Raw genomic sequence first — 19,279 nt, forward strand, 5'->3', positions numbered from 1 at the left:
AGTCACTCGCACGAAGACCTTGGCAGTGCAGCAGTTCTAACGACGCGACACGCATGCATATCGTTTTTTAGGATGGCATGCTCTGTAAGCCTAACCAGCAAATCTCTGCATGGTCCGCGCGTTCCTCCCTTCCATCGCAAAACCGACAGAAGGGCTGAATCTATAAAAAGCGGAACAGGAAAAAGCGCCGCTGGAAACGTTTCTTATCCCATGATGCCGTCACTGGTTATCATCAAATTGTGCCGCAGCATCCATATTCACCCCGCGGTCTTGCTGGCGTCCAGCTACGGACGCGAGAGAGGACACTGACTTTTCGGAACGCGGATATCGCCTGATAGCGTCACGAATACGACTTATTTTGACGCCGAGAATGAAGCCTGGACTAGGGACGAAGCCGATCATCATGCTCGGAACCGATGCGACCGATTAAATGCGATCTAAAGTTATTTCCCAATGACGGCGGGATGAAAATTTTCTCCCGGCTCGGTAATCTTGACGATTAGATTACATGATTTCGATCACCCGTGAGTGCTTTCTCTGCGTCCAAGACAGGTCACTGTGCGCGTTCGGAATGTTTCGTCATCACGCTATGGGAACAGCGGAACTTGCGCCGGCGGCCTTTCGGACGCCGACGCGGAAAGCAGATGGTCGGGGTCAGTGCCGGTTCTCGCCGAAGGGCAGCGGTTCGGGAGACTGGCCGCGGGTCTTGGCCAGCGACACGACCACGCCCACCGTCAGGATGAAGAACGTGATCCCAAGCGACCAGGACGGCGGGAACTTTTCCCAGCCCATCAGGTCCGCGATGAAGATCTTGGAACCGATGAAGATCAGCAGGATCGACAGCGCGTATTTCAGATAGGCGAAGCGGTGCAGGATCGCGGCCAACGCGAAGTAGAGCGCCCGCAGGCCCAGGATCGCGAAGATGTTCGAGGTGTAGACCAGATACGGGTCCGTGGTGATGGTGAACACCGCGGGAACCGAGTCTACGGCGAAGACGAGGTCCGCGATCTCGATCACGATCAGCGCCAGCAGCAGGGGCGTGGCCCAGCGGACCAGCTTGCCGGTCTTGGGATCGGGGATCTTGACCGTGAAGGCATGGCCGTGAAGCTCGTCCGTGACGCGCATGCGGCGGCGCAGCCAGTTCAGCGCCTTGTTGTCGGCCATGTCCGCGTGATCGTCGCTGGCGAACAGCATCTTGATGCCGGTGAAGATCAGGAAGGCCGCGAAAAGGTACAGAACCCAGTGATAGTTCTCGACGATGGTCGCGCCCAGGCCGATCATGATGCCGCGCAGCAGGATCACGCCCAGGATGCCCCAGAACAGCACGCGGTGCTGGTATTCGCGCGGGATCGCGAAAAAGCTGAAGATCAGCGCGATGACGAAGATGTTGTCCATCGCCAATGTCTTCTCGACGATGAAGGCGGTCAGGTACTGCGCCGTGGCCTCCCCGCCCATCGTCCAGTAGATGAAGCCCGAAAAGGCGATGCCCAGGGTGATGTACATGGCCGACAGCTTGAGGCTTTCGGCGATCCCGATCTCATGGTCGTCCTTGTTCAGGACCCCCAGGTCGAAGACCAGCAGGGCGATGACCAGCCCCATGAAAAGCAGCCACATCCAGATGGGCTTGCCCAAGAATTCGCTTAGAAGAAGTTCCACGATGCCCTCGCAAGACTGAAAATGTGCGGGGCAAGGGACGACGGAAGGGCCACCGATGCACCGAGCACGCTCGATGCGGTCCGACATCGCAGCCGATCGTGACGATCATGCTGCCAGAGGGGCCCGGTCCGCAGGGCGGCACATACCATCAATCGCCCGCCCGCACAAGCATGCGCTTATGCGGGCGGCATCGCGCGGCATTAGAACTCCAGCATCTGCCCTCGACCGGCCGGGGCCGCGACCCGGATCGGGCGCGCCTCGACCGCAAAGTCCGGTGCAAGCGACGGGCGTTGGGCGGGCGGCGCCTGATCGGTCACGGTGAACGCCGCCATCTCGGTCGACAGGACCTGGGCCTGCTGGCGCAGCGACATGGACGCCGCCGTCGCCTGTTCTGCCACCGCGGCATTCTGCTGGGTCACCTGGTCCAGCTGGTTCACGCCGCTGTTGATCTCGGACAGGCCGATGGACTGTTCGGCGGTGGCCAGGGCGATGGCCGCGATCTGTTCGGACACGTCCGACGCCTTCTGCAGGATGACCCCAAGGCTGTCGCCCGTCCGGCCCACAAGATCGGACCCGGTCCTGACCTGCGCCGCGCTTTGCGAGATCAGGCCACGCACCTCGCGCGCGGATTCCGCCGCGCGCTGCGCCAGGCCCCGCACCTCGGAAGCGACGACCGCAAAGCCGCGCCCCGCCTCTCCCGCACGGGCAGCCTCGACACCCGCGTTCAGCGCCAACAGGTTGGTTTGGAACGCGATGTCGTCGATGACGCCGATGATCCGGGTGATCTGTTCCGACGACCGCTGGATGCCCTGCATGGCGGTGACGGCATCGGCCACGACGGCCGCGCTGCTGCGGGCGATGTCGCGGTTCTGGCCACTAGCCCGTTCGGCCTCGCGGGCGCGTTCCGCGGTCTGGCGCAGGCTTTCGTTCATCTGGTTCAGGGCCGCGGCGGACTGCTCCAGCGTCGCGGCCTGCGTTTCGGCCCGGCTGGACAACTCGCCAGCGGCCATGTTGATCTCGTCCGCGCCGCCGCGGACCTGGTTGGCGACGTCGGTGATGCGCCGGATCGTGTCGGACAGCCCGCTCACCACGCCGTTGAAGGCCAGCCGCAGCGAATCATAGCCCTCCGGAAAGGGATCATGCGCGGGGCTGGCGATCTGATGCGTCATATCGCCAGCGGCCAGCCGGCCCAGCCCGGTGCCGATCTCGCGCACGACGCGGGCCTGACGCTCGGCCTCGGCGCGGGCGTCGCGGTCGCGGGCGTCGCGCGCGGCCTCGGCCTCGGCCTCCAGACGCCGGGCAGTCAGCGCCCGGTCGCGGAATACCTGCATCGCACCGGCCATCGCCCCGATCTCGTCGCCGCGCCCGGCATGGGGAACCGGCGTCTCCAGGTCGCCATCCGCCAGACGGGTCATCGCCGCCGTCATCCCCTCGATCGGACGAGAGATGATCTGCGCGCCGAACCAGACGACGACCAGCGTTCCCAGCAGCATCAGCGCCGCGGTCAGAACCGCCCGGTCGCGCGTCTGGATGACATGCGCCATCACGGTCGCGCGCGGCACATGCATCATCAGGGTCCAGCTTTCGTCCATGCCGGGAAAGGCGACAGACCCTGTCAGGACCATTGACTGTTGCCCGTCCACCTCGGCGTAGTGCATCGGTCCCGCCGCCATCAACGCCTGGTCCGCAGCCTGCACCGGCTGGCCCAGCAGCGCGCGGTCCTCATGCGCGATCCACAGCCCCCCAGAGCTGACCAGCCGCACGCGACCGTCGCCGAAGGGACGCAGCTCCTCGATCCGCGCCGACAGCCGGTCCAGCGATACGTCACCGGTCAGCACGCCCACCGGCCGCGTGCCGTCGCGGACCACGCCGCTGACGGTGGTCATCAGGACCTCGGCGCCGTTCACCGGGTACAGATAGGGCGGCGTGATCAGGCTGCGATCCTCGCGCAGCGGCCGGTCGTACCAGCTGTCGGTCCCGGCCTCGGGGCGCATGTCCAACTGTTCGATGCCGATGCTTCCGTCAGGGGCGTAGAAGAAATACGGCACGAACCGCCCGGCGGCATCCGCATAGGGGCTGCCCAGATGGGCGCCATCCGGCCCAAGCGCGTCGGGTTCCAGCGCCAGCGTCATGCCGACCAGATCGGGACGCGTGCGCAGGATCGTCGTGACGATGGACGCCAGTGCGTCGCGATTTGCGGGATCGTCGGCGATCGCCCCCTCGATCCCGGCGACGCCGGTGCGGACAGTGTCGATGACGCTGGCGACCTCCTGCGCGATGGTCGCGGCATAGCCGGTCATCAGCGCGCTGGCATGCGCCTCGGATTCGCGAGCCGAATCGCGCGTCATCAGGCTTGTCGTCAGCGCGATCACGGCGACGATGGCAAAGGCGGTCAGCGCGGCGGCGGACAGGGCCAGCTTGGCGCGGATGGAGATGGAACGGAACGGCATGCTTGCCCCTCTCTTGGGGGTTGGTCGGGAAAGAGGTCTGTCCCGCCGGGATAGCAGCCACAGGTTTCCGATCCGTTACCGCGCCGCCGTCGAACGTGACCAAATCGATCGATCACGACGGCCGTCGACGGGCTAGCCCTTCAGGCGCGCCATGAACCCCCGGTCGATCCGGTCCTTGATCCGCCACAGCCAGCGGCCCTGCAGGACGATGCCGTGCCACTGGGCCAGCGCCTCCTGTTCGCCAAGCGAGATGATCTTCAGATAGTCGCGCTGCGGCCGGAACGCCCGGCAGGGGCGGCCCAGATGCCGCGCGGCAAGGTTCGCCGCCAGCACGGGCGCCTGACGCACGGCAAAGACACCGGCCTTTGGGCGCGGGGCGTGGGTCATGCAGGCACAGTCGCCGGCCGCGAACAGGTCGGGATGGCCCGGCACCTGCAGGCACGGCCCCACGCAAACAAAGCCCGCCTCGTCCACCGGCAGATCGCGCGCCAGCCAGTCCGGCGCACGCGCGCCGGCGATGCCCAGGGTCAGGGCGCTGTCGATCCGCCGTCCATCGGCCAGCACCACGTGATGGGCCGCGACCCGATGCACGCGCGCCGCCGTGAGGATCGCGACCCCTGCCCTGTCCAGGGCGCGGCGCAGCAGGGTCCGGGCGCGTGGCGTCAAAGCTGCGGCGATGCGGGGCCCGGTCTCGACCAAAGTGACGGGCGCGCGCTGGCGATGGGACAGGGCAAGCGCGATCTCGGCCCCCGCCACGCCGCCGCCGATCACGACCGACGGCAGGCCCCGGTCGGGCAACGGCAGATCTGCGCGCAGCGGCTTGACGGCGCGCGCGTGGTCACGAAACCCCGCGATTTCGGGCATGACGCCGTGGCTGCCCACATCCAGCGCGGCCTGGGAATAATTCAGACGCTGCGCCGTGCCGCAAGGCTGCACGGCCGTGACCTGGCGCGCGACCGGGTCGATCCCGGTGATACGCGCGCGCAGAAAACCCGCCCCGTGCCGCGCAGCGAAATCCGCCAGCCCGACGCTCAGCTGGTCGGCGTGGTAATGGCCCGCGATCAGGCCGGGATACATGCCCGAATAGGTCGCGTGTTCGGCCATGTCGACCAGCAGAACGGCCGCGTCCGGCAGCGCCGCCCGCAGCGGCGGCAGCGCCAGCAGATTGGCATGGCCCGCACCCAGCAGCAGGATGGGCGCCCCGCTCACCCCTGGGCGTTCTGATGTGCGTAAAGACCCACCGAGCGGTCCAGATGCGCCTGCATCGCCGCCACCGCGCCGTCCGGATCATGCGCGGCGATCAGGTCGGTGATGGCCTCGTGCTCGCGCAGGGTGACCTGCTCGTTGCCCGACCAGTGCAGCAGCACGCCGTGATACTGAAACAGCCAGCGCAGCATCGATTGGCTGGTGGCAATCAGGATCGGATTGCCCGAGATCGCCGCGATGCGGGCGTGGAACGCCATGTCCTGGGTGACGAAGCGCGCGGCATCGCCCAGACAGTCGCGCTGTGCCGCGATCAGGGCGCGCAGCTCGGCCACGTCGTCTTCTGTCGCGGTCTGGGCGGCCATGCGCACCAGCCCGCATTCGAACATCCGCCGCGCCTGCTTCAGGTGGTCCAGCTGGTCGGGTTCCGACGACAGCAGCATCCGCGCCACGTCGTCCACGCGGCTGAGGACGCTGTCCGCGCTCAGCGCGTTGACGCGGCTTCGCTCGCCGTGACTGATGGTGATCAGGCCCATGGTGTGCAGGTGCTGCAGCGCCTCGCGCACGGCGGGGCGGCCGGTGCCGAACCGCTCCATCAGGTCGCGTTCTGACGGCAGCGGCGCGCCGGGCGGCAGCTCTCCGCTGGCGATCATGTCGCGCAGGCGGTCGAACACCTGGTCGGACAGCTTGCGCCGGACGATTCGGTCGGAGGGGTCGGTCGGTTGCATCATGCTCATGGTTTAGGACGCCCCGCGCCCGCCTGCAAATCCGCCGCGTCATCCTGATCCCAGCCCCAGGGCGCAAGCCCCGCCCGCGCATCGGGCGTCAGGTTGGCGCGCAGGACGCGCCCGCCCAGATGCAGCCGCACCAGATCGCCCCCCTGCGCGTCATGCACGCGCGCACCGGCCAGCACCGCCAGCGCGGCCACGACCCCCGCCACCGGGCGCGGACGGCCGTCCGCCGCGAAGAGGCCGCGCGGGCCAAGGACCTCGGCCGGGGTCCACACCGACAGGCCCGCAGACGCGATGGCCGCAGCCAGCCCGCAGGCCCAGGCCGCCGCAAAGCCAGTCTCTTGGCGCGGATCGTCATCGGTCATGCAGACGCGCCCGCGCCCCGGATTGGGGATCGTGCGGCTGCCATAGGGGTTGTGGCGCATGGCGATGGTCGACGGTCCCAGCCAATACTCTGCATCCCCCGCAAGGGCGCGACCAGATGCCAGGATATGCGGCACCGCCTCCAGCACCTCGACCACCGACGGGTCGTCGGCGGCATGCACGATGGGGCAGAGCCCATGCGTCACGACCGCCAGCCCCGGCGGCGGTGGCTTGCGGTTCAATTCGGGAAAGAAGCCGGCCACGCCCCCGCCCACCGGATGCCCCGCGAAGGCCGCGCGCGCCGCCGCATGGACGTGCACCAGGGGCGCGCAGGGCGGCCAGTCCGACCCCGGCGGCGTCGATTGCCGGTCGGGTCGGGCATGGACCAGCACCGTGGCCGCGCCCAGGCCCGATGCCGCCAGCGCCGCGGCATGGCGGGCGAACTCCTCCTGCGGATCGACCTGAGGGTCGCACAGCGCCAGCAGCGCCAGATCATAGTCCGGGCCGGGAAGCGCCGCCTGCAGCGCGGCAAAACCGGCCAGGTCGCGCGCGATGTTACCCGCCGCATCCAGATGGCACAGCAGGCGCTGCGCCCCGATCGCGGCCAGATCCTGCGGCGCGCGGGCCAGATGCGCCGCATCCGCCCCAGTCAGGGCCAGGGCCGTCTGCGGAAAGCTCGTCTTTGCCACCCGGGTCTGCGGGCCGGGGACCGGGGCCATGGGCGCGGCCGGGGACCAGCGGATGGTGACCGTCTGAGTGGTCTCACCCTCCAGACGATAGGGCCAGGGCTGCGCCAGGGGGCGGTTGTAGGTCTTGAAGGACGCATCGCCCCATTGGCGCTGATCCTCCATCTCGAAGATGTCGCCGTCGAAGCGGCAATGGACGCGCCAGCCGCCTGCCTGATGGGTCAGGCCGGTAATGTCCATGAAGGGCTGCCACGGCGCGATCAGCGCCGGAAACCGCGCCTGCTCCGGCGGGCCGTCCGCATGGTCGACCGTGACCGGCGCCCCCGCGACCCCGGCGATCGGATGCAGCAGGGTGAAGCCGGTGCGGTTCGTCCAGACCTGCCCCTCAGCCCCGATCACCGCCCGCGCGGTCAGCCCGTCGGGCGTCAGGTCGACCGTCAGCACGGCGCGCACGCTGCCCGTGCCCATGTCATACCGCGCCGTCCAAGCGATGCGCGGGCCGTCTGGCCCGTCGGACAGGCGCAGATCGTCGATGCGGGGCGCGACGGTGCCCCAGTCGCGGTCGCGGACCAGGAAGGACAGGCCGCGGATAGCCTCGACCTCGTCCAGGTGCAGGTGGCGCAGCCGGTCACCCTCCAGCACCAGCCGCGCCGGCCCGCAGGAGAGCGTCCGCGTCACGGCCGGACCCGGCTGCTGTCGCGGGCCGAGGCATAGGCGGCTTCGACCAAAGCCAGCGTGGCCAGGTTGTCGCGCCCCGAGGTCTCGGGCACCCTGCCCTCGCGCAGGCAGGCGGTGAAGTCCTGCTGGATCAGCGCGACGCTTTCCTGGATGTTGTGCCAGGGCCGTTCGGCCCAGGGCAGCAGCGGGGGCGCGACGTCGCGCACCTGCCGGTCGCCGCCGCGGTCGATGACCAGCCGGTATCCGGCCTCCAGCCGCAGCGTGCCCTCGGTGCCGTCGATCTCGATCAGGGTCTGGGGAAAGGTCTCGTCCCGCCGCGTCGCATAGGAGCAATCCACGACCGAGGTGACCCCGCTTGCGTGATCCATCAGGATCGTCGCCACGTCCTCGCCGCGGATCGCGGGGTTGATGCGCGCGGTGCTGGCCGACAGGCGGTCCACCTCTCCGAAGAGGGCGCGGGCGATGTCCAGGATGTGGATGCCCAGATCCTGGATGATGAAGCGCGGATCGGTCGCCAGATAGGGCTGCCCCGAGAAGACGTCATAGCCCGACCGGAAGCTGACCCGCCCGAAGAAGGGCCGCCCCACCGCCCCCTCGCGCAGCGCGGCCAGCACGGCGCGGACCGGCGACTGCCAGCGGAAGTTCTCATGCACCATCAGGATGCGGCCCGCGCGATCCATCGCGTCGACCATGGCGCGGGCATCCTCCAGCGTCTCGGCAAAGGGCTTCTGGCAGATGGCGTGCAGCCCGGCCTCGGCCGCCGCCATCACCAGTGGGCGGTGCGAGGGCACGGTCGTGGCGATGTCGACCACGTCCAGATCCGCCTCGCGCATCATCCGCGCCGCGTCGTCATAGCGCTGCGCGATGCCAAACCGCGCGCCCATCGCGGCCAGCCGGTCCGGGTCGCGGTCGCAGATCGCAGTGACGCAGGCCCCTTCCGCATCGGCCCAGCCCTGCATCTGGTTCACCGCGAAGAAGCCGCAGCCGATCAGTCCGACCTTGATCATGGCATCATCCACCAGCCCAGCCCCAGGGAGATGGCGGGAACATAGGTGATCGCCGCCAGCATCACCAGAACCGTCAGGATCGGCCAGACCAGCGACCGGAACAGGGCCTGCACCGGAACCTTTGCCACAGCGGCCGCCGCGAACAGGTTCACCCCCAGGGGCGGCGTGATCATGCCCAGCGCCAGGTTCACCACGATGACGATACCGAAATGCACCGGGTCGATGCCGAAGCTGATCGCCACCGGCGTCAGGATCGGGGCCAGCACCAGGATCGCGGCGCTGGTCTCGATGAACATGCCCACGACCAGCAGGAGCAGGTTGACGCCCAGAAGGAAGGTCAGCGCGCTGCCGAAATTCTCCTGGGCCCAGGTGCCGACGGCGCCGGGCAGGCCCGACAGGCTGATCAGGAAGCTGAACAGCGCCGCCGCCGAGATGATCAGCATGACCGCCCCGGACGACACCGCCGCCGCGCGGAAGATGCCCGGCAGGTCGGACCAGGACAGTTCGCGATAGACGAAGATGGACAGGATCAGCGCATAGATGACCGACACGGCGGCGGCCTCGGTCGGGGTGAAAACGCCGCCATAGATGCCGCCCACGATGATGATCGGCATCATCAGCGCCCCGAAGGCGCGGCGCGCGGCGGGCAGGATGGCCTGGCGGCCGTCGCCGTCCCGCTTGCCGTGGCCCTTCACGCGGCACCAGATCTGGACCATCACGACCAGCGCGGCGGCGATCATCAGCCCCGGCACCATGCCCGCGAGGAACAGCCGGGTGATCGAGGTCTCGGTCGAGACCGCATAGAGGATCATCGGCACCGAGGGCGGGATGATCACGCCCAGTTCCGCGGAGGACGCCTGGATCGCGCCCGCCATGCCCACCGGATAGCCGTGGCGCAGCATCGCCGGGATCAGGATGGAGCCGACCGCAAAGGTCGTGGCCACCGACGAGCCCGAGATGGCCGCGAACAGCATGCAGGTCAGCACGCAGCTGCTGGCCAGCCCGCCCTGGATGTTGCCGACCATGGACTTCACCAGATCGACCAGCCGGGCCGAGATGCCGCCCTGGGTCATGATCGCGCCCGCCAGGATGAAGAACGGCACCGCCATCAGCGGAAAGCTGTCCAGCCCGGTGAACATCTTCTGCGGGACGACCACCAGCGGCAGGTTCGAGAAGAAGTGGATCGCGATGATCGAGGCCAGCGCGATGGACACCGCCACCGGCACGGACAGCGCGAAAAGGCCCACCAGGCCTGCGGCAAGAGCGGCGTTCACGGACGTTCCCTTTCCTGTTCGACATGGCGCAGCAGCACGCCCGGAATGGCCATCAGCGCGCCCAAGGGGATCGCCGCATAGAACCAGCTCATCGAGGTGCCCAGCATCGCGACCCGCTGCGCCTGCACCCGCAGCGTCATGGACCAGCCCTGCCAGACCAGCACCGCCAGAAAGGCCAGCGTCAGCAGCGTGACCAGCCGGATCACCCAGATCTGCGCAGGGCCGGGCAGCAGCCCGCGGAGAAAGTCGATGGGGATCATCGCGCCAAGTCGGAAGCCCGCCGCCGCGACCAGCAGCGTGGACCAGATGATCAGCCCACGGGCCAGGATCTCGGACCAGCCGGCGGCATGGCCCAGGCCGAAGCGCGTGACGACCTGGAAGAAGACCAGCCCCGTCGCCACCGCCAGCAGCAGCGCGGCCAGGTTGTGGGCCAGCCGGACGACGCCCTCGGCCCAGGCTTCGACATGTCTCATGGTGATGACCCCGATATGGGGCGGGGCCACAGGCGGCCCCGCCCGACGCCCTAGTCCTGCGCCGCGCGGATGCGCGCGATCAGCTCGGGCGCATAGCGGTCGGCGAACTCGTCATAGGCTGGCTGGACCGCGGCGGCGAAGGCGGCCTTGTCGATGCCGTCGATCACCTCCATCCCATTCTCGCGCATCAGGGCGATGCCCGATTCCTCGTTCGCGGCGACGGTCTGGCGCGATGCGGCGGCGGCGGCCTGGGCGGCCTCCACGAACCAGCCCTGCTGTTCCTCGGTCAGGCCGTCCCAGTGGATCGCGGACATGGCCACCACGGCGGGCGAATAGACATGGCCCGTCAGGGTGATGTTGTCCTGGATCTCCCACATGTTATTGGCGGTGACGATGGGGATGGGGTTCTCCTGCCCGTCAATGGTGCCCTGCTGCAGCGAGGTCAGCACCTCGGTCCAACTCATCGGCGTGGGGGCGGCCCCGGCAGCGCGGAAGGCCGCGATATGGACCTCGTTCTCCATCGTGCGCAGCTTCAGCCCGGCCAGATCGGCCGGCTCGCGGATCGGACGGACCGAGTTGGTGATGTGGCGGAACCCGTTCTCGGCCCAGGCCAGGCCCACGATGCCGTGCGGCTGGAAGCTGGCCAGCAGCTCCTGTCCGATCTCTCCGTCCAGGACCGCGTGCGCGCTGGCGTAGTCGTCGAACAGGAACGGGAAATCCAGTGCATAGACCTCGGGGACGAAGTTGCCGATGGGTCCGGTCGAGGAGATCGTCAGCTCGACGGTACCGATCTGCAGCCCCTCGATCACGTCGCGTTCGCCGCCCAGGGCGCCAGCCGGGCGCAGTGCGATCTCGAAGGCACCGTCGGACCGTTCCGCGATGGTCTCGGCAAAGGCGCGGGCCGCGTCGCCGTAATGGCTGTCGGCGGGCGGGGTGAAGGCCAGGTTCATCACCTTTGCCTGGGCCAGCGCCGGTCCCGCGCCCAGCAGCATGGCCAGCATCGACGCGGCGGTCATCATCTTGGTCATCGAAGGTCTCCTCCCTTGTGTTGGTGATCGCGGCGGACGCTCCCCCGCCCGCCGCGCGATGTCAGGTGATGCGGTGGATGCTGGCCTCGACCTCGTCCCAGTCGAAGACGCGCTTCCAGTCGTCGCGCATCAGCATCGGCTTGCCGAACTCGATCGCCTTGTTGCAGGCGTCCGAGAACGCGCCCTCGCGCTCGTTGAACAGCACCGCGCCCAGGATGTTCATATGGCCCAGCAGAAAGTCACGGGCGCAGTCATGGCTGACGCCGCTGCGCGCCACGCATTCGTCCAGCGCCTCGCGCATCACCGCCAGCAGCGAGGCGCAGACCGTCTCGGACAGGCCCGGCTCCAGCATGGCCATCTGCTTGACGGTCACCTCATGGCTGCGGGCGACGGGGGCATAGATCGCCCGTGCGATGCTGTCGCCCAGGGCGTAATGTTCGCGCGGGCCCTGCATCAGCGCATTGACCACGCCCTGCTTGGCGGCGACGCCGCCGAAATGGTCGGCCCGGCCCTCGGGCGTGTCCTCGTCGTTCCAGATCGGCGGGTGGCAGGGATGGGTCACGAAATAGGTGATGTCGGCCCGCTCGGGCAGATGGCCCGCAAAGGGCGCGGCCGCGTCCAGCACCACGACCATCGTGCCGGGCGCCAGCTGCGGCACGACCGCGCCCGCGACCGTGCCGATCACCGTGTCCGGCACCGCCAGGATCACCACCTCGGCGCCCGCCAGCGCCGCCTCCTGCGGGACGCAGTCCAGCCCCGTCTCGGCCTTCAGCCGGGCCTGCCCGGCGGGGCTGACCTCGACATGGGCCACCTCGAAATCGGTCCGGGCCAGGTTCGTCGCCAGACGCACCCCCATCTTACCGCCCGCCCCCAGCAGCGCCACCTTGGTCATCTCGGTCTCCTCCGGCCTTCGGGAATCACTTGCCTAACTGGTATGATGAGGTGATAATTATTCCGTTACGTCAAGAGGGGATGCGAATGACCGACCTGCGGCTGGCCTGGCTGGGCGACGACTTCACCGGCGCCGCCGCGGTGATGGAGGTGCTGACCTTCGCCGGCCTGCCATCGGTCCTGTTCACCGAACCGCCCTCCAGTGCGCTCATGGCGCGGTTCGCGGATTGCGCGGCGGTGGGGCTGGCTACGACCGCCCGCGCGCAGGGACCGGCCTGGATGGCCGAACACCTGCCGCCGCTGTTCGCCGCGCTGGACGCGCTGCAGCCGCAGATCCTGCATTACAAGATCTGCTCGACCTTCGACTCGGCCGCGCATCTGGGCTCGATCGGCGCGGCCATCGCGGCGGGGCTGTCGGTGCGCCCGTCCGGGGCCGTGCCCCTGCTGACCGCCGCCCCTGCCATGCGCCGCTATCAGGCCTTCGGGCATCTCTTCGCGGGCAGCCCGCAGGGGGTGTTCCGGCTGGACCGGCACCCGGTCATGGCCCATCACCCCGCGACGCCCATGGCCGAAGCGGACCTGCTGGCCCATTTGTCGGCGCAAACCGACCTGCCCGGCGCGCTGATCGACCTGGAGGCGCTGGCAGCCGACCCCCAGGCCCGGCTGGAGGAGGCGCTGGCCCAGGGCGCGCGCATCCTCTCCATCGACAGCATCGACCCGGCATCCGAGGCCACGGCGGGCGCGCTGATCTGGCGGAACCGCGCGCGCATGGGCTTCGTCGCGGGCAGTCAGGGGGTCGAATATGCGCTGGTGCGGCACTGGCGGCAGACGGGCGACCTGCCCGCGCCGCCGCCGCCCGCCTCGGCCGGGCGCGTGGCGCGCATCGCGGCGGTGTCGGGCTCGGTCTCGCCGGTGACGGGGGCGCAGCTGGACTGGGCCGGGCGGCACGGCTTTGCGCTGCTGCCCTTCGACGCGCGCGCCGCCTGCGGGTCCGAGGCCGATCTGGCGGCGGAGGTCGCGCGGCTGACCGCCGCCGCCTTGCGCGCCGCAAGTGACGGCGCCAGCCCGCTGATCCATTCGGCGGCGGGCCATGACGGCGCGCAAGTTGGCGCGTTCCGCAGCGCGCTGTCGGCCTCCGGCCTGGCGCCCGAGACCGCCGCCCGGCGCGTCGGAGAGGGGCTGGGCGGCATCCTGGACGGGGTGCTGCGCGGGTCAGGCATCCGCCGCGCGGTGATCTCGGGGGGCGACACCTCGGGCCATGCGATGCGGCAGCTGGGCCTGACGGCCCTGACCGCGCTGGCCCCCACCATCCCCGGCGCCGCGCTGTGCCGGGCCTATGGCGACGGCCCGCATGACGGGCTGGAGATCGCGTTGAAGGGCGGGCAGATGGGCTCGACCGATTATTTCGGCTGGATCCGCGACGGCGGCGGCCCCCGACATCAGGAGCAGCCATGATCCGCGTCACCTATCTGCTGGAGACCCCGGGCGACCCGCGCGCCATGGCCGAGAAGATCGCAGCCGACCAGTCCACCGGCACCTTCACCGACCTGCCCGGAGAGACCGACGCCCTGCGCGCCCGCCACGCCGCCCGGGTCGAGGACGTTACCCTGCTGGAGCCCCTGCCCCACCCTTCGCTGCCCGAGGGCGCGGGGCCGGTGCGGCGCGCCCGCGCGACCATCGCCTTTTCGCCCGACAGCATCGGCGGCGACATCGCGGCGCTGCTGACGGTCACCACGGGCGGCCTGTTCGCGGCGCGCGGCCTGACCGGCATGCGGGTGCTGGATTTCCACCTGACGCCCGATTTCGCCGCCCATCCGGGCCCGCAGTTCGGAATCGAAGGCTCGCGCCGCCTGACCGGGGTCGCAGAGGGGCCGATTATCGCCTCGATCATCAAGCCCTCGCTTGGCCTGACCCCCGATCAGACGGCCGAGGTCGTGTGCACGCTGTGCGCGGCCGGGGTCGATTTCATCAAGGACGACGAAAAGATGATGTCGCCCGCCTATTCCCCCTTCGAGGCGCGGGTCGATGCCGTCATGGCGGTGATCCGCGACCATGCGCAGCAGACGGGCAAGCAGGTCATGTATGCCTTTGGCCTGTCATCGGCGGACCCGGACGTGATGATGCGCCGCCACGATCACGTCGTGGCGCAAGGCGGCAATGCGGCGGTGGTGAACATCAATTCGATCGGACCGGGGGCGATGGCCTTCCTGCGAAAGCGGTCGGCGCTGTGCCTGCACGCGCATCGCAACGGGTGGGACCTGCTGACGCGCCATCCGGGCCTGGGCTTCGACTTTCGCGCCTGGCAGAAGATCTGGCGTCTTCTGGGCGTCGATCAGTTCCAGATCAACGGCATCGGCGCGAAATACTGGGAGGGCGACGACAGCTTCGTGCGGTCCTTTGCGGACGTCACGACGCCGATCTTCTCGGAGGCGGACCGGGCGCTGCCGGTGGTCTGTTCGGGGCAATGGGGCGGCCAGGCGTTCCAGACCTGGGCGCGCACGGGCGGCACGCTGGACCTGATGTATCTGGGCGGCGGCGGCATCCACGGTCATCCGAACGGACCGGCCGCGGGGGTGCGCGCCATTCGCCATGCCTGGGCCGCGGCCGGCGCGGGCCTGACGCCCGCCCAGGCCGCAGCCGATTGCCCTGACCTGGCCGCCAGCTTTCAGCGGTGGGGCATGCCCGCGACATAGGCCGCCAGCGTCGCCCGCACCCCATCCCGGCGCAGCGCGGCCAGCGCATCGCCAAAGGCCGCAACCAGGGGCGCGGACCCCGCCAGATCGCCAAAGATCGCGTGCTGGGACAGGAACGCCTGCGGATCGTCCTTTGCCGCCAGCGCATGGTCGCGCAGCGTCGCATGGGCGTCGTCATTGGGTGCGATCGGCGCGCCCGCCTCGGTCGTGCCTTCGCAATAGCGGCACCACAGGGCCAGCTCCAGCGCCAGCCCGTCGATGGGCGCGCCCGCGGTCAGCCGGTCTCGCAGCGTCGGCAGGATGAATTTCGGTTGGCGATTCGATCCGTCCAGGCACAGGCGCGGAATGGTGTCGCCGATTTCCGGGTTCGAGAAGCGGCTGACGATCAGCGCCAGGTATTCGTCATAGCTGACGCCCGGAATGGGCTGCAGGGTTGGGATGATCTCGCGCGTCTCCAGCGCGCGCAGCCAGCCTGCGATGTCCCCGTCCGCCATCGCGTCATGCACGAAATGATGCCCCAACAGCGCCGAGGCATAGGCGATGGCCGCATGCCCGCCGTTCAGGATGCGCAGCTTCATCAGCTCGTGGCGGCTGACATCGGCGACGAATTCGGCGCCCACGGCCTCCAGCGCCGGGCGGCCTTGGGGGAAATTGTCCTCCAGCACCCATTGGCGGAAGGGCTCGCAGACGACGGGGGCGGCGTCCTGGATGCCGAAGCGGTCGCGGACCAGGGCGCGCTCGCGGTCGCTGGTCGCCGGGGTGATGCAATCGACCATGCTGTTCGGAAAGGCCACGTTGGCCTGCACCCAATCGGCCAGCGCCGGGTCCTGCGCGCGGGCCAGCCCCGTCAGTGTGCGCGCGCAGACATGGCCGTTTTCCGGCAGGTTGTCGCAGGACAGGACGGTGAAGGGCGCATGCCCCGCCGCGTGCCGCGCCCGCAGCGCGGCCAGGATCATGCCGAACACGGTGCGCGGCGCATCCGGCGCGCCCGCGTCATGCACCATGTCCGGATGGCCCGCATCGAAGCCGTCGGTCTTGGCGTCGACGTAATAACCGCCCTCGGTGATGGTCAGCGAGACGATGCGGATCGCCGGATCGGCCATCGCGGCGATGGTGGCTGCGGGGTCCACGGCCACGAAATCGATCATCGACCCCAGCACCTGTGCGGACAGGCCCGCGGGGTCCAGCTCGACCAGCGTGGTCAGCCAGTCCTGGGCGGCCAGCCGTTCGCGCATCGCGGCGTCGCCCGGACGGACGCCCGCGCCGATCAGCGCCCAGCTGTGGTCGCGCCCCTGGGCGAACAGCCGGTCCAGGTACCACGCCATGTGCGCGCGGTGGAAATTGCCGACGCCGACATGCAGGATGCCCGCCGTCAGGGCGCTGCGGTCATAGGCGGGGCGTGCCACGGTGTCGGGCAGCCCGGCCAGCGCGGATTGGGTCAGTTGGATGGCCATGATCGGACCTTTCGTCAAATCGCCCCGTGGCCGCGGCGCAGGATGCGCGCGGGGGGCCGGGAATTGCAGGGGGTGCGGCGGTCAGCTGAGCCAGTTGCCGCCGTCGACATTGTAGGTCTGGGCCACGATGTAGTCGGCCCCGTCGGATGCCAGGAACACCGCCATGCCGGTCAGGTCGGCGGCGGTGCCCATGCGGCCATGGGGGACGGCGGCGCCGACCTCGGCCTTCTTCTGGCCGGGGGCCTTGCCTTCGTATTTCGCGAAGAAGGCGTCCACGCCGTCCCAATGTTCGCCGTCGACCACGCCGGGCGCGATGGCATTCACGTTGATGCCGTGGGCGATCAGGTTCAGGCCCGCCGATTGCGTCAGGCTGATCACCGCGGCCTTGCTGGCGCAATAGACCGCGACCAGCGCCTCTCCCCGGCGGCCGGCCTGGGACGCCATGTTGATGATCCGCCCGCCCTGACCGCGCGCGATCATGGACCGCGCGACGGCCTGCATCATGAACAGCTTGCCCGACACGTTGACCGCCATGATGCGGTCGTAATCGGCGCGGGTGATCTCGGCGATGGGGGCGGCGGTGAACAGGGCCGCGTTGTTGATCAGGATGTCGATGCCGCCGAACTGCTGTTCCACGAAGGCCACGCAGGCGTCGATGCTGGCCTGATCGGTCACGTCCAGCGCCACGGCGATGGCGCCCTCGCCCAGACCCGCGGCCGCCGCGCGGGCGGCCTCCAGGTTGATGTCGCAGATGGCGACGCGCGCGCCCTGATCCAGATAGGCGCGGGCGAATGCCAGCCCGATGCCGCGCCCGGCCCCGGTGATCAGGGCGGTCTTTCCCGACAGCATCATGCCACCCGCGCCCCCGTGGCGTCAAAGCGGTGCATCTGCGCGTCGTCCGGGGTCAGCCAGACGGTGTCGCCGTGATGCAGGTCGATGTTGCCGCCCGCACGCACCGTGATAGTGTCGGCCAGACCCGTGTCCTCGACATAGAAGAACGTGTCCGATCCCAGATGCTCGCTGACGCCGACGCGCCCGCGCCACTTGCCGTGATCGGGCGACACCGCGATGTGTTCGGGCCGGATGCCGATGGTGTGGGCACCGTATTCTGCGGCCGCCGCCCCGTCGATCAGGTTCATCTTGGGGCTGCCGATGAAGCCCGCGACGAACAGGTTCCTGGGCGCGCGGTACAGCTCCATCGGGCTGCCGACCTGTTCGATGTTGCCGGCGCGCAGGACCACGATCTTGTCGGCCATGGTCATAGCCTCGACCTGGTCATGGGTGACATAGATCATCGTGGTCTTCAGGCGGTTGTGCAGCTCGCTGATCTCAAGGCGCATGCCGACGCGCAGGGCGGCGTCCAGGTTCGACAGCGGCTCGTCGAACAGGAACGCGGCCGGTTCGCGCACGATGGCCCGCCCGATGGCCACGCGCTGGCGCTGGCCGCCCGACAGCTGGCCCGGCTTGCGGTCCAGGTAATCGGTCAGGTTCAGCGCCTTGGCGGCCGCCGTGATGCGGCGGTCCTGTTCGTCCTGCGGCACACCCGCCATGCGCATCGGAAAGGCGATGTTCTTTCTGACCGACATGTGCGGGTACAGCGCATAGGACTGAAACACCATCGCCAGGCCGCGCTTGGCCGGGGGCGTGTCGGTGGCATCCTTGCCGTCGATCAGGATGCGCCCGCCCGACGTGTCCTCCAGCCCCGCGATCAGGCGCAGAAGGGTGGATTTCCCGCAGCCCGAGGGGCCGACGAAGACCACGAACTCTCCGTCGTTGATGTCCAGGTTCAGGGGCGGGATGACCTCGACGTCTCCGAACCGCTTGGTCACTGCTTCAAGGGTAATGCGTCCCATGATGGTCCCCTTATTTCACCGCGCCGAAGGTCAGGCCGCGGACAAGTTGTTTCTGGCTGAACCAGCCCATGATCAGGATCGGCGCGATGGCCATGACGGAGGCCGCCGAGAGTTTTGCCCAGAACAGCCCCTGCGGGCTGGAGAAGCTGGCGATGAAGGCCGACAAGGGCGCGGCGTTGGTGGTGGTCAGCTGGATCGTCCAGAACGCCTCGTTCCAGGCCAGGATGACGTTCAGCAGCATGGTCGACGCGATGCCCGGAACCGCCATGGGCGTCAGCACGTACAGGATCTCGTCTTTGAGCGTGGCACCGTCCATGCGCGCGGCCTCCAGGATCTCTCCGGGGATCTCGCGGAAATAGGTGTACAGCATCCAGACCACGATCGGCAGGTTGATCAGCATCAGCATGACCGTCAGGCCGATCCGCGTGTCCATCAGCCCGGTGCGCAGGAAGATCAGATAGATCGGCACGAGCACCGCGACCGCAGGCATCATCTTGGTGGACAGCATCCACATCAGGATGTCCTTGGTGTGCTTGGTGGGAGAGAACGCCATCGCCCAGGCCGCCGGGATCGCGACGATCAGCGCCAGGATGGTCGAACCCACCGCCAGGATCACCGAATTGGTGAAGGGCTTCCAGTAGTTGTTCTGGGTCTGCACCGCCTCGAAGCTGGACAGGGTGAAGGACGGGATCAGGTTGAAGCCCGAAATGGCCTCTTGTTCCGTCTTCAGGCTGGTGATGATCGTGTAGAGGATCGGGAAGAAGATCACCAAGGCCACGATCCAGGCGGCAATGGTATAGCCGACCTTGGTGCGGGTGCTTACTGCGCGTGCCATGGGA

Annotated in this window: 16 protein-coding genes; 2 read left to right on the plus strand and 14 right to left on the minus strand. The window is 68.7% G+C overall.

Annotated elements, in window-relative coordinates; all coding sequences use genetic code 11:
- Nucleotides 1-654 precede the first annotated feature (654 nt).
- From PRL19_RS00600 to PRL19_RS00645, 10 genes are all read right to left on the minus strand, one after another.
- Nucleotides 655-1,656: a TerC family protein gene (locus PRL19_RS00600; RefSeq protein ID WP_273743573.1), complete on the minus strand. Its 1,002-nt coding sequence runs from the start codon at nt 1,654-1,656 to the stop codon at nt 655-657.
- A 200-nt stretch (nt 1,657-1,856) separates the two neighbouring features.
- On the minus strand, nt 1,857-4,106 hold the full coding sequence (locus PRL19_RS00605) for a methyl-accepting chemotaxis protein (RefSeq protein WP_273743574.1): 2,250 nt from the start codon (nt 4,104-4,106) through the stop codon (nt 1,857-1,859).
- 132 nt (nt 4,107-4,238) lie between these two features.
- Nucleotides 4,239-5,315 (minus strand): FAD-dependent oxidoreductase, encoded by a 1,077-nt coding sequence (locus tag PRL19_RS00610; RefSeq protein ID WP_273743575.1) that lies wholly within the window; start codon nt 5,313-5,315, stop codon nt 4,239-4,241.
- Nucleotides 5,312-6,046, minus strand: a complete 735-nt coding sequence (locus tag PRL19_RS00615; protein ID WP_273743576.1) for a transcriptional regulator NanR — start codon at nt 6,044-6,046, stop codon at nt 5,312-5,314. The genes PRL19_RS00610 and PRL19_RS00615 overlap by 4 nt, the downstream gene beginning before the upstream one ends.
- Nucleotides 6,043-7,767, minus strand: a complete 1,725-nt coding sequence (locus PRL19_RS00620; protein WP_273743577.1) for a D-apionate lactonase family protein — start codon at nt 7,765-7,767, stop codon at nt 6,043-6,045. Before PRL19_RS00620 ends, PRL19_RS00615 begins: the two co-directional genes overlap by 4 nt.
- Nucleotides 7,764-8,774 (minus strand): Gfo/Idh/MocA family protein, encoded by a 1,011-nt coding sequence (locus tag PRL19_RS00625; RefSeq protein ID WP_273743578.1) that lies wholly within the window; start codon nt 8,772-8,774, stop codon nt 7,764-7,766. Before PRL19_RS00625 ends, PRL19_RS00620 begins: the two co-directional genes overlap by 4 nt.
- Nucleotides 8,771-10,048, minus strand: coding sequence for a TRAP transporter large permease (locus tag PRL19_RS00630; RefSeq protein ID WP_273743579.1), 1,278 nt, complete (start codon nt 10,046-10,048; stop codon nt 8,771-8,773). The genes PRL19_RS00625 and PRL19_RS00630 overlap by 4 nt, the downstream gene beginning before the upstream one ends.
- The gene (locus PRL19_RS00635; RefSeq protein WP_045983574.1) at nt 10,045-10,521 is read right to left on the minus strand and encodes a TRAP transporter small permease; all 477 of its coding nucleotides are present in this window, start codon (nt 10,519-10,521) and stop codon (nt 10,045-10,047) included. The genes PRL19_RS00630 and PRL19_RS00635 overlap by 4 nt, the downstream gene beginning before the upstream one ends.
- A 50-nt stretch (nt 10,522-10,571) precedes the next feature.
- Nucleotides 10,572-11,549, minus strand: coding sequence for a TRAP transporter substrate-binding protein (locus PRL19_RS00640; protein ID WP_273743580.1), 978 nt, complete (start codon nt 11,547-11,549; stop codon nt 10,572-10,574).
- A gap of 61 nt (nt 11,550-11,610) precedes the next feature.
- Nucleotides 11,611-12,441 (minus strand): phosphogluconate dehydrogenase C-terminal domain-containing protein, encoded by an 831-nt coding sequence (locus PRL19_RS00645; protein ID WP_273743581.1) that lies wholly within the window; start codon nt 12,439-12,441, stop codon nt 11,611-11,613.
- 86 nt (nt 12,442-12,527) lie between these two features.
- Here PRL19_RS00645 and PRL19_RS00650 point away from each other — a divergent pair, with 86 nt between their 5' ends.
- Nucleotides 12,528-13,895 carry a four-carbon acid sugar kinase family protein gene (locus PRL19_RS00650; protein WP_273743582.1) on the plus strand — a complete coding sequence of 456 codons (1,368 nt, stop codon included), beginning with the start codon at nt 12,528-12,530 and terminating at the stop codon, nt 13,893-13,895.
- Complete coding sequence (gene oiaX / locus PRL19_RS00655) at nt 13,892-15,133, plus strand: 3-oxo-isoapionate-4-phosphate decarboxylase OiaX (protein ID WP_273743583.1); 1,242 nt, start codon at nt 13,892-13,894, stop codon at nt 15,131-15,133. The genes PRL19_RS00650 and oiaX overlap by 4 nt, the downstream gene beginning before the upstream one ends.
- On the opposite strand, the gene PRL19_RS00660 is transcribed toward oiaX, so the two are convergent.
- From PRL19_RS00660 to PRL19_RS00675, 4 genes are all read right to left on the minus strand, one after another.
- A complete protein-coding gene (locus PRL19_RS00660; protein ID WP_273743584.1) occupies nt 15,106-16,587 on the minus strand; it encodes a mannitol dehydrogenase family protein in 1,482 nt (493 codons plus the stop codon). The two genes, oiaX and PRL19_RS00660, sit on opposite strands and share 28 nt — an antisense overlap.
- A gap of 81 nt (nt 16,588-16,668) precedes the next feature.
- Nucleotides 16,669-17,439: an L-iditol 2-dehydrogenase gene (locus PRL19_RS00665; RefSeq protein ID WP_273743585.1), complete on the minus strand. Its 771-nt coding sequence runs from the start codon at nt 17,437-17,439 to the stop codon at nt 16,669-16,671.
- A complete protein-coding gene (locus PRL19_RS00670) occupies nt 17,436-18,440 on the minus strand; it encodes an ABC transporter ATP-binding protein (protein ID WP_045982118.1) in 1,005 nt (334 codons plus the stop codon). The genes PRL19_RS00665 and PRL19_RS00670 overlap by 4 nt, the downstream gene beginning before the upstream one ends.
- 10 nt (nt 18,441-18,450) lie before the next feature.
- Complete coding sequence (locus PRL19_RS00675; protein ID WP_252929118.1) at nt 18,451-19,275, minus strand: carbohydrate ABC transporter permease; 825 nt, start codon at nt 19,273-19,275, stop codon at nt 18,451-18,453.
- Nucleotides 19,276-19,279: the final 4 nt, after the last annotated feature.

Source organism: Paracoccus marcusii, from assembly GCF_028621715.1.
GTDB lineage: Bacteria > Pseudomonadota > Alphaproteobacteria > Rhodobacterales > Rhodobacteraceae > Paracoccus > Paracoccus marcusii.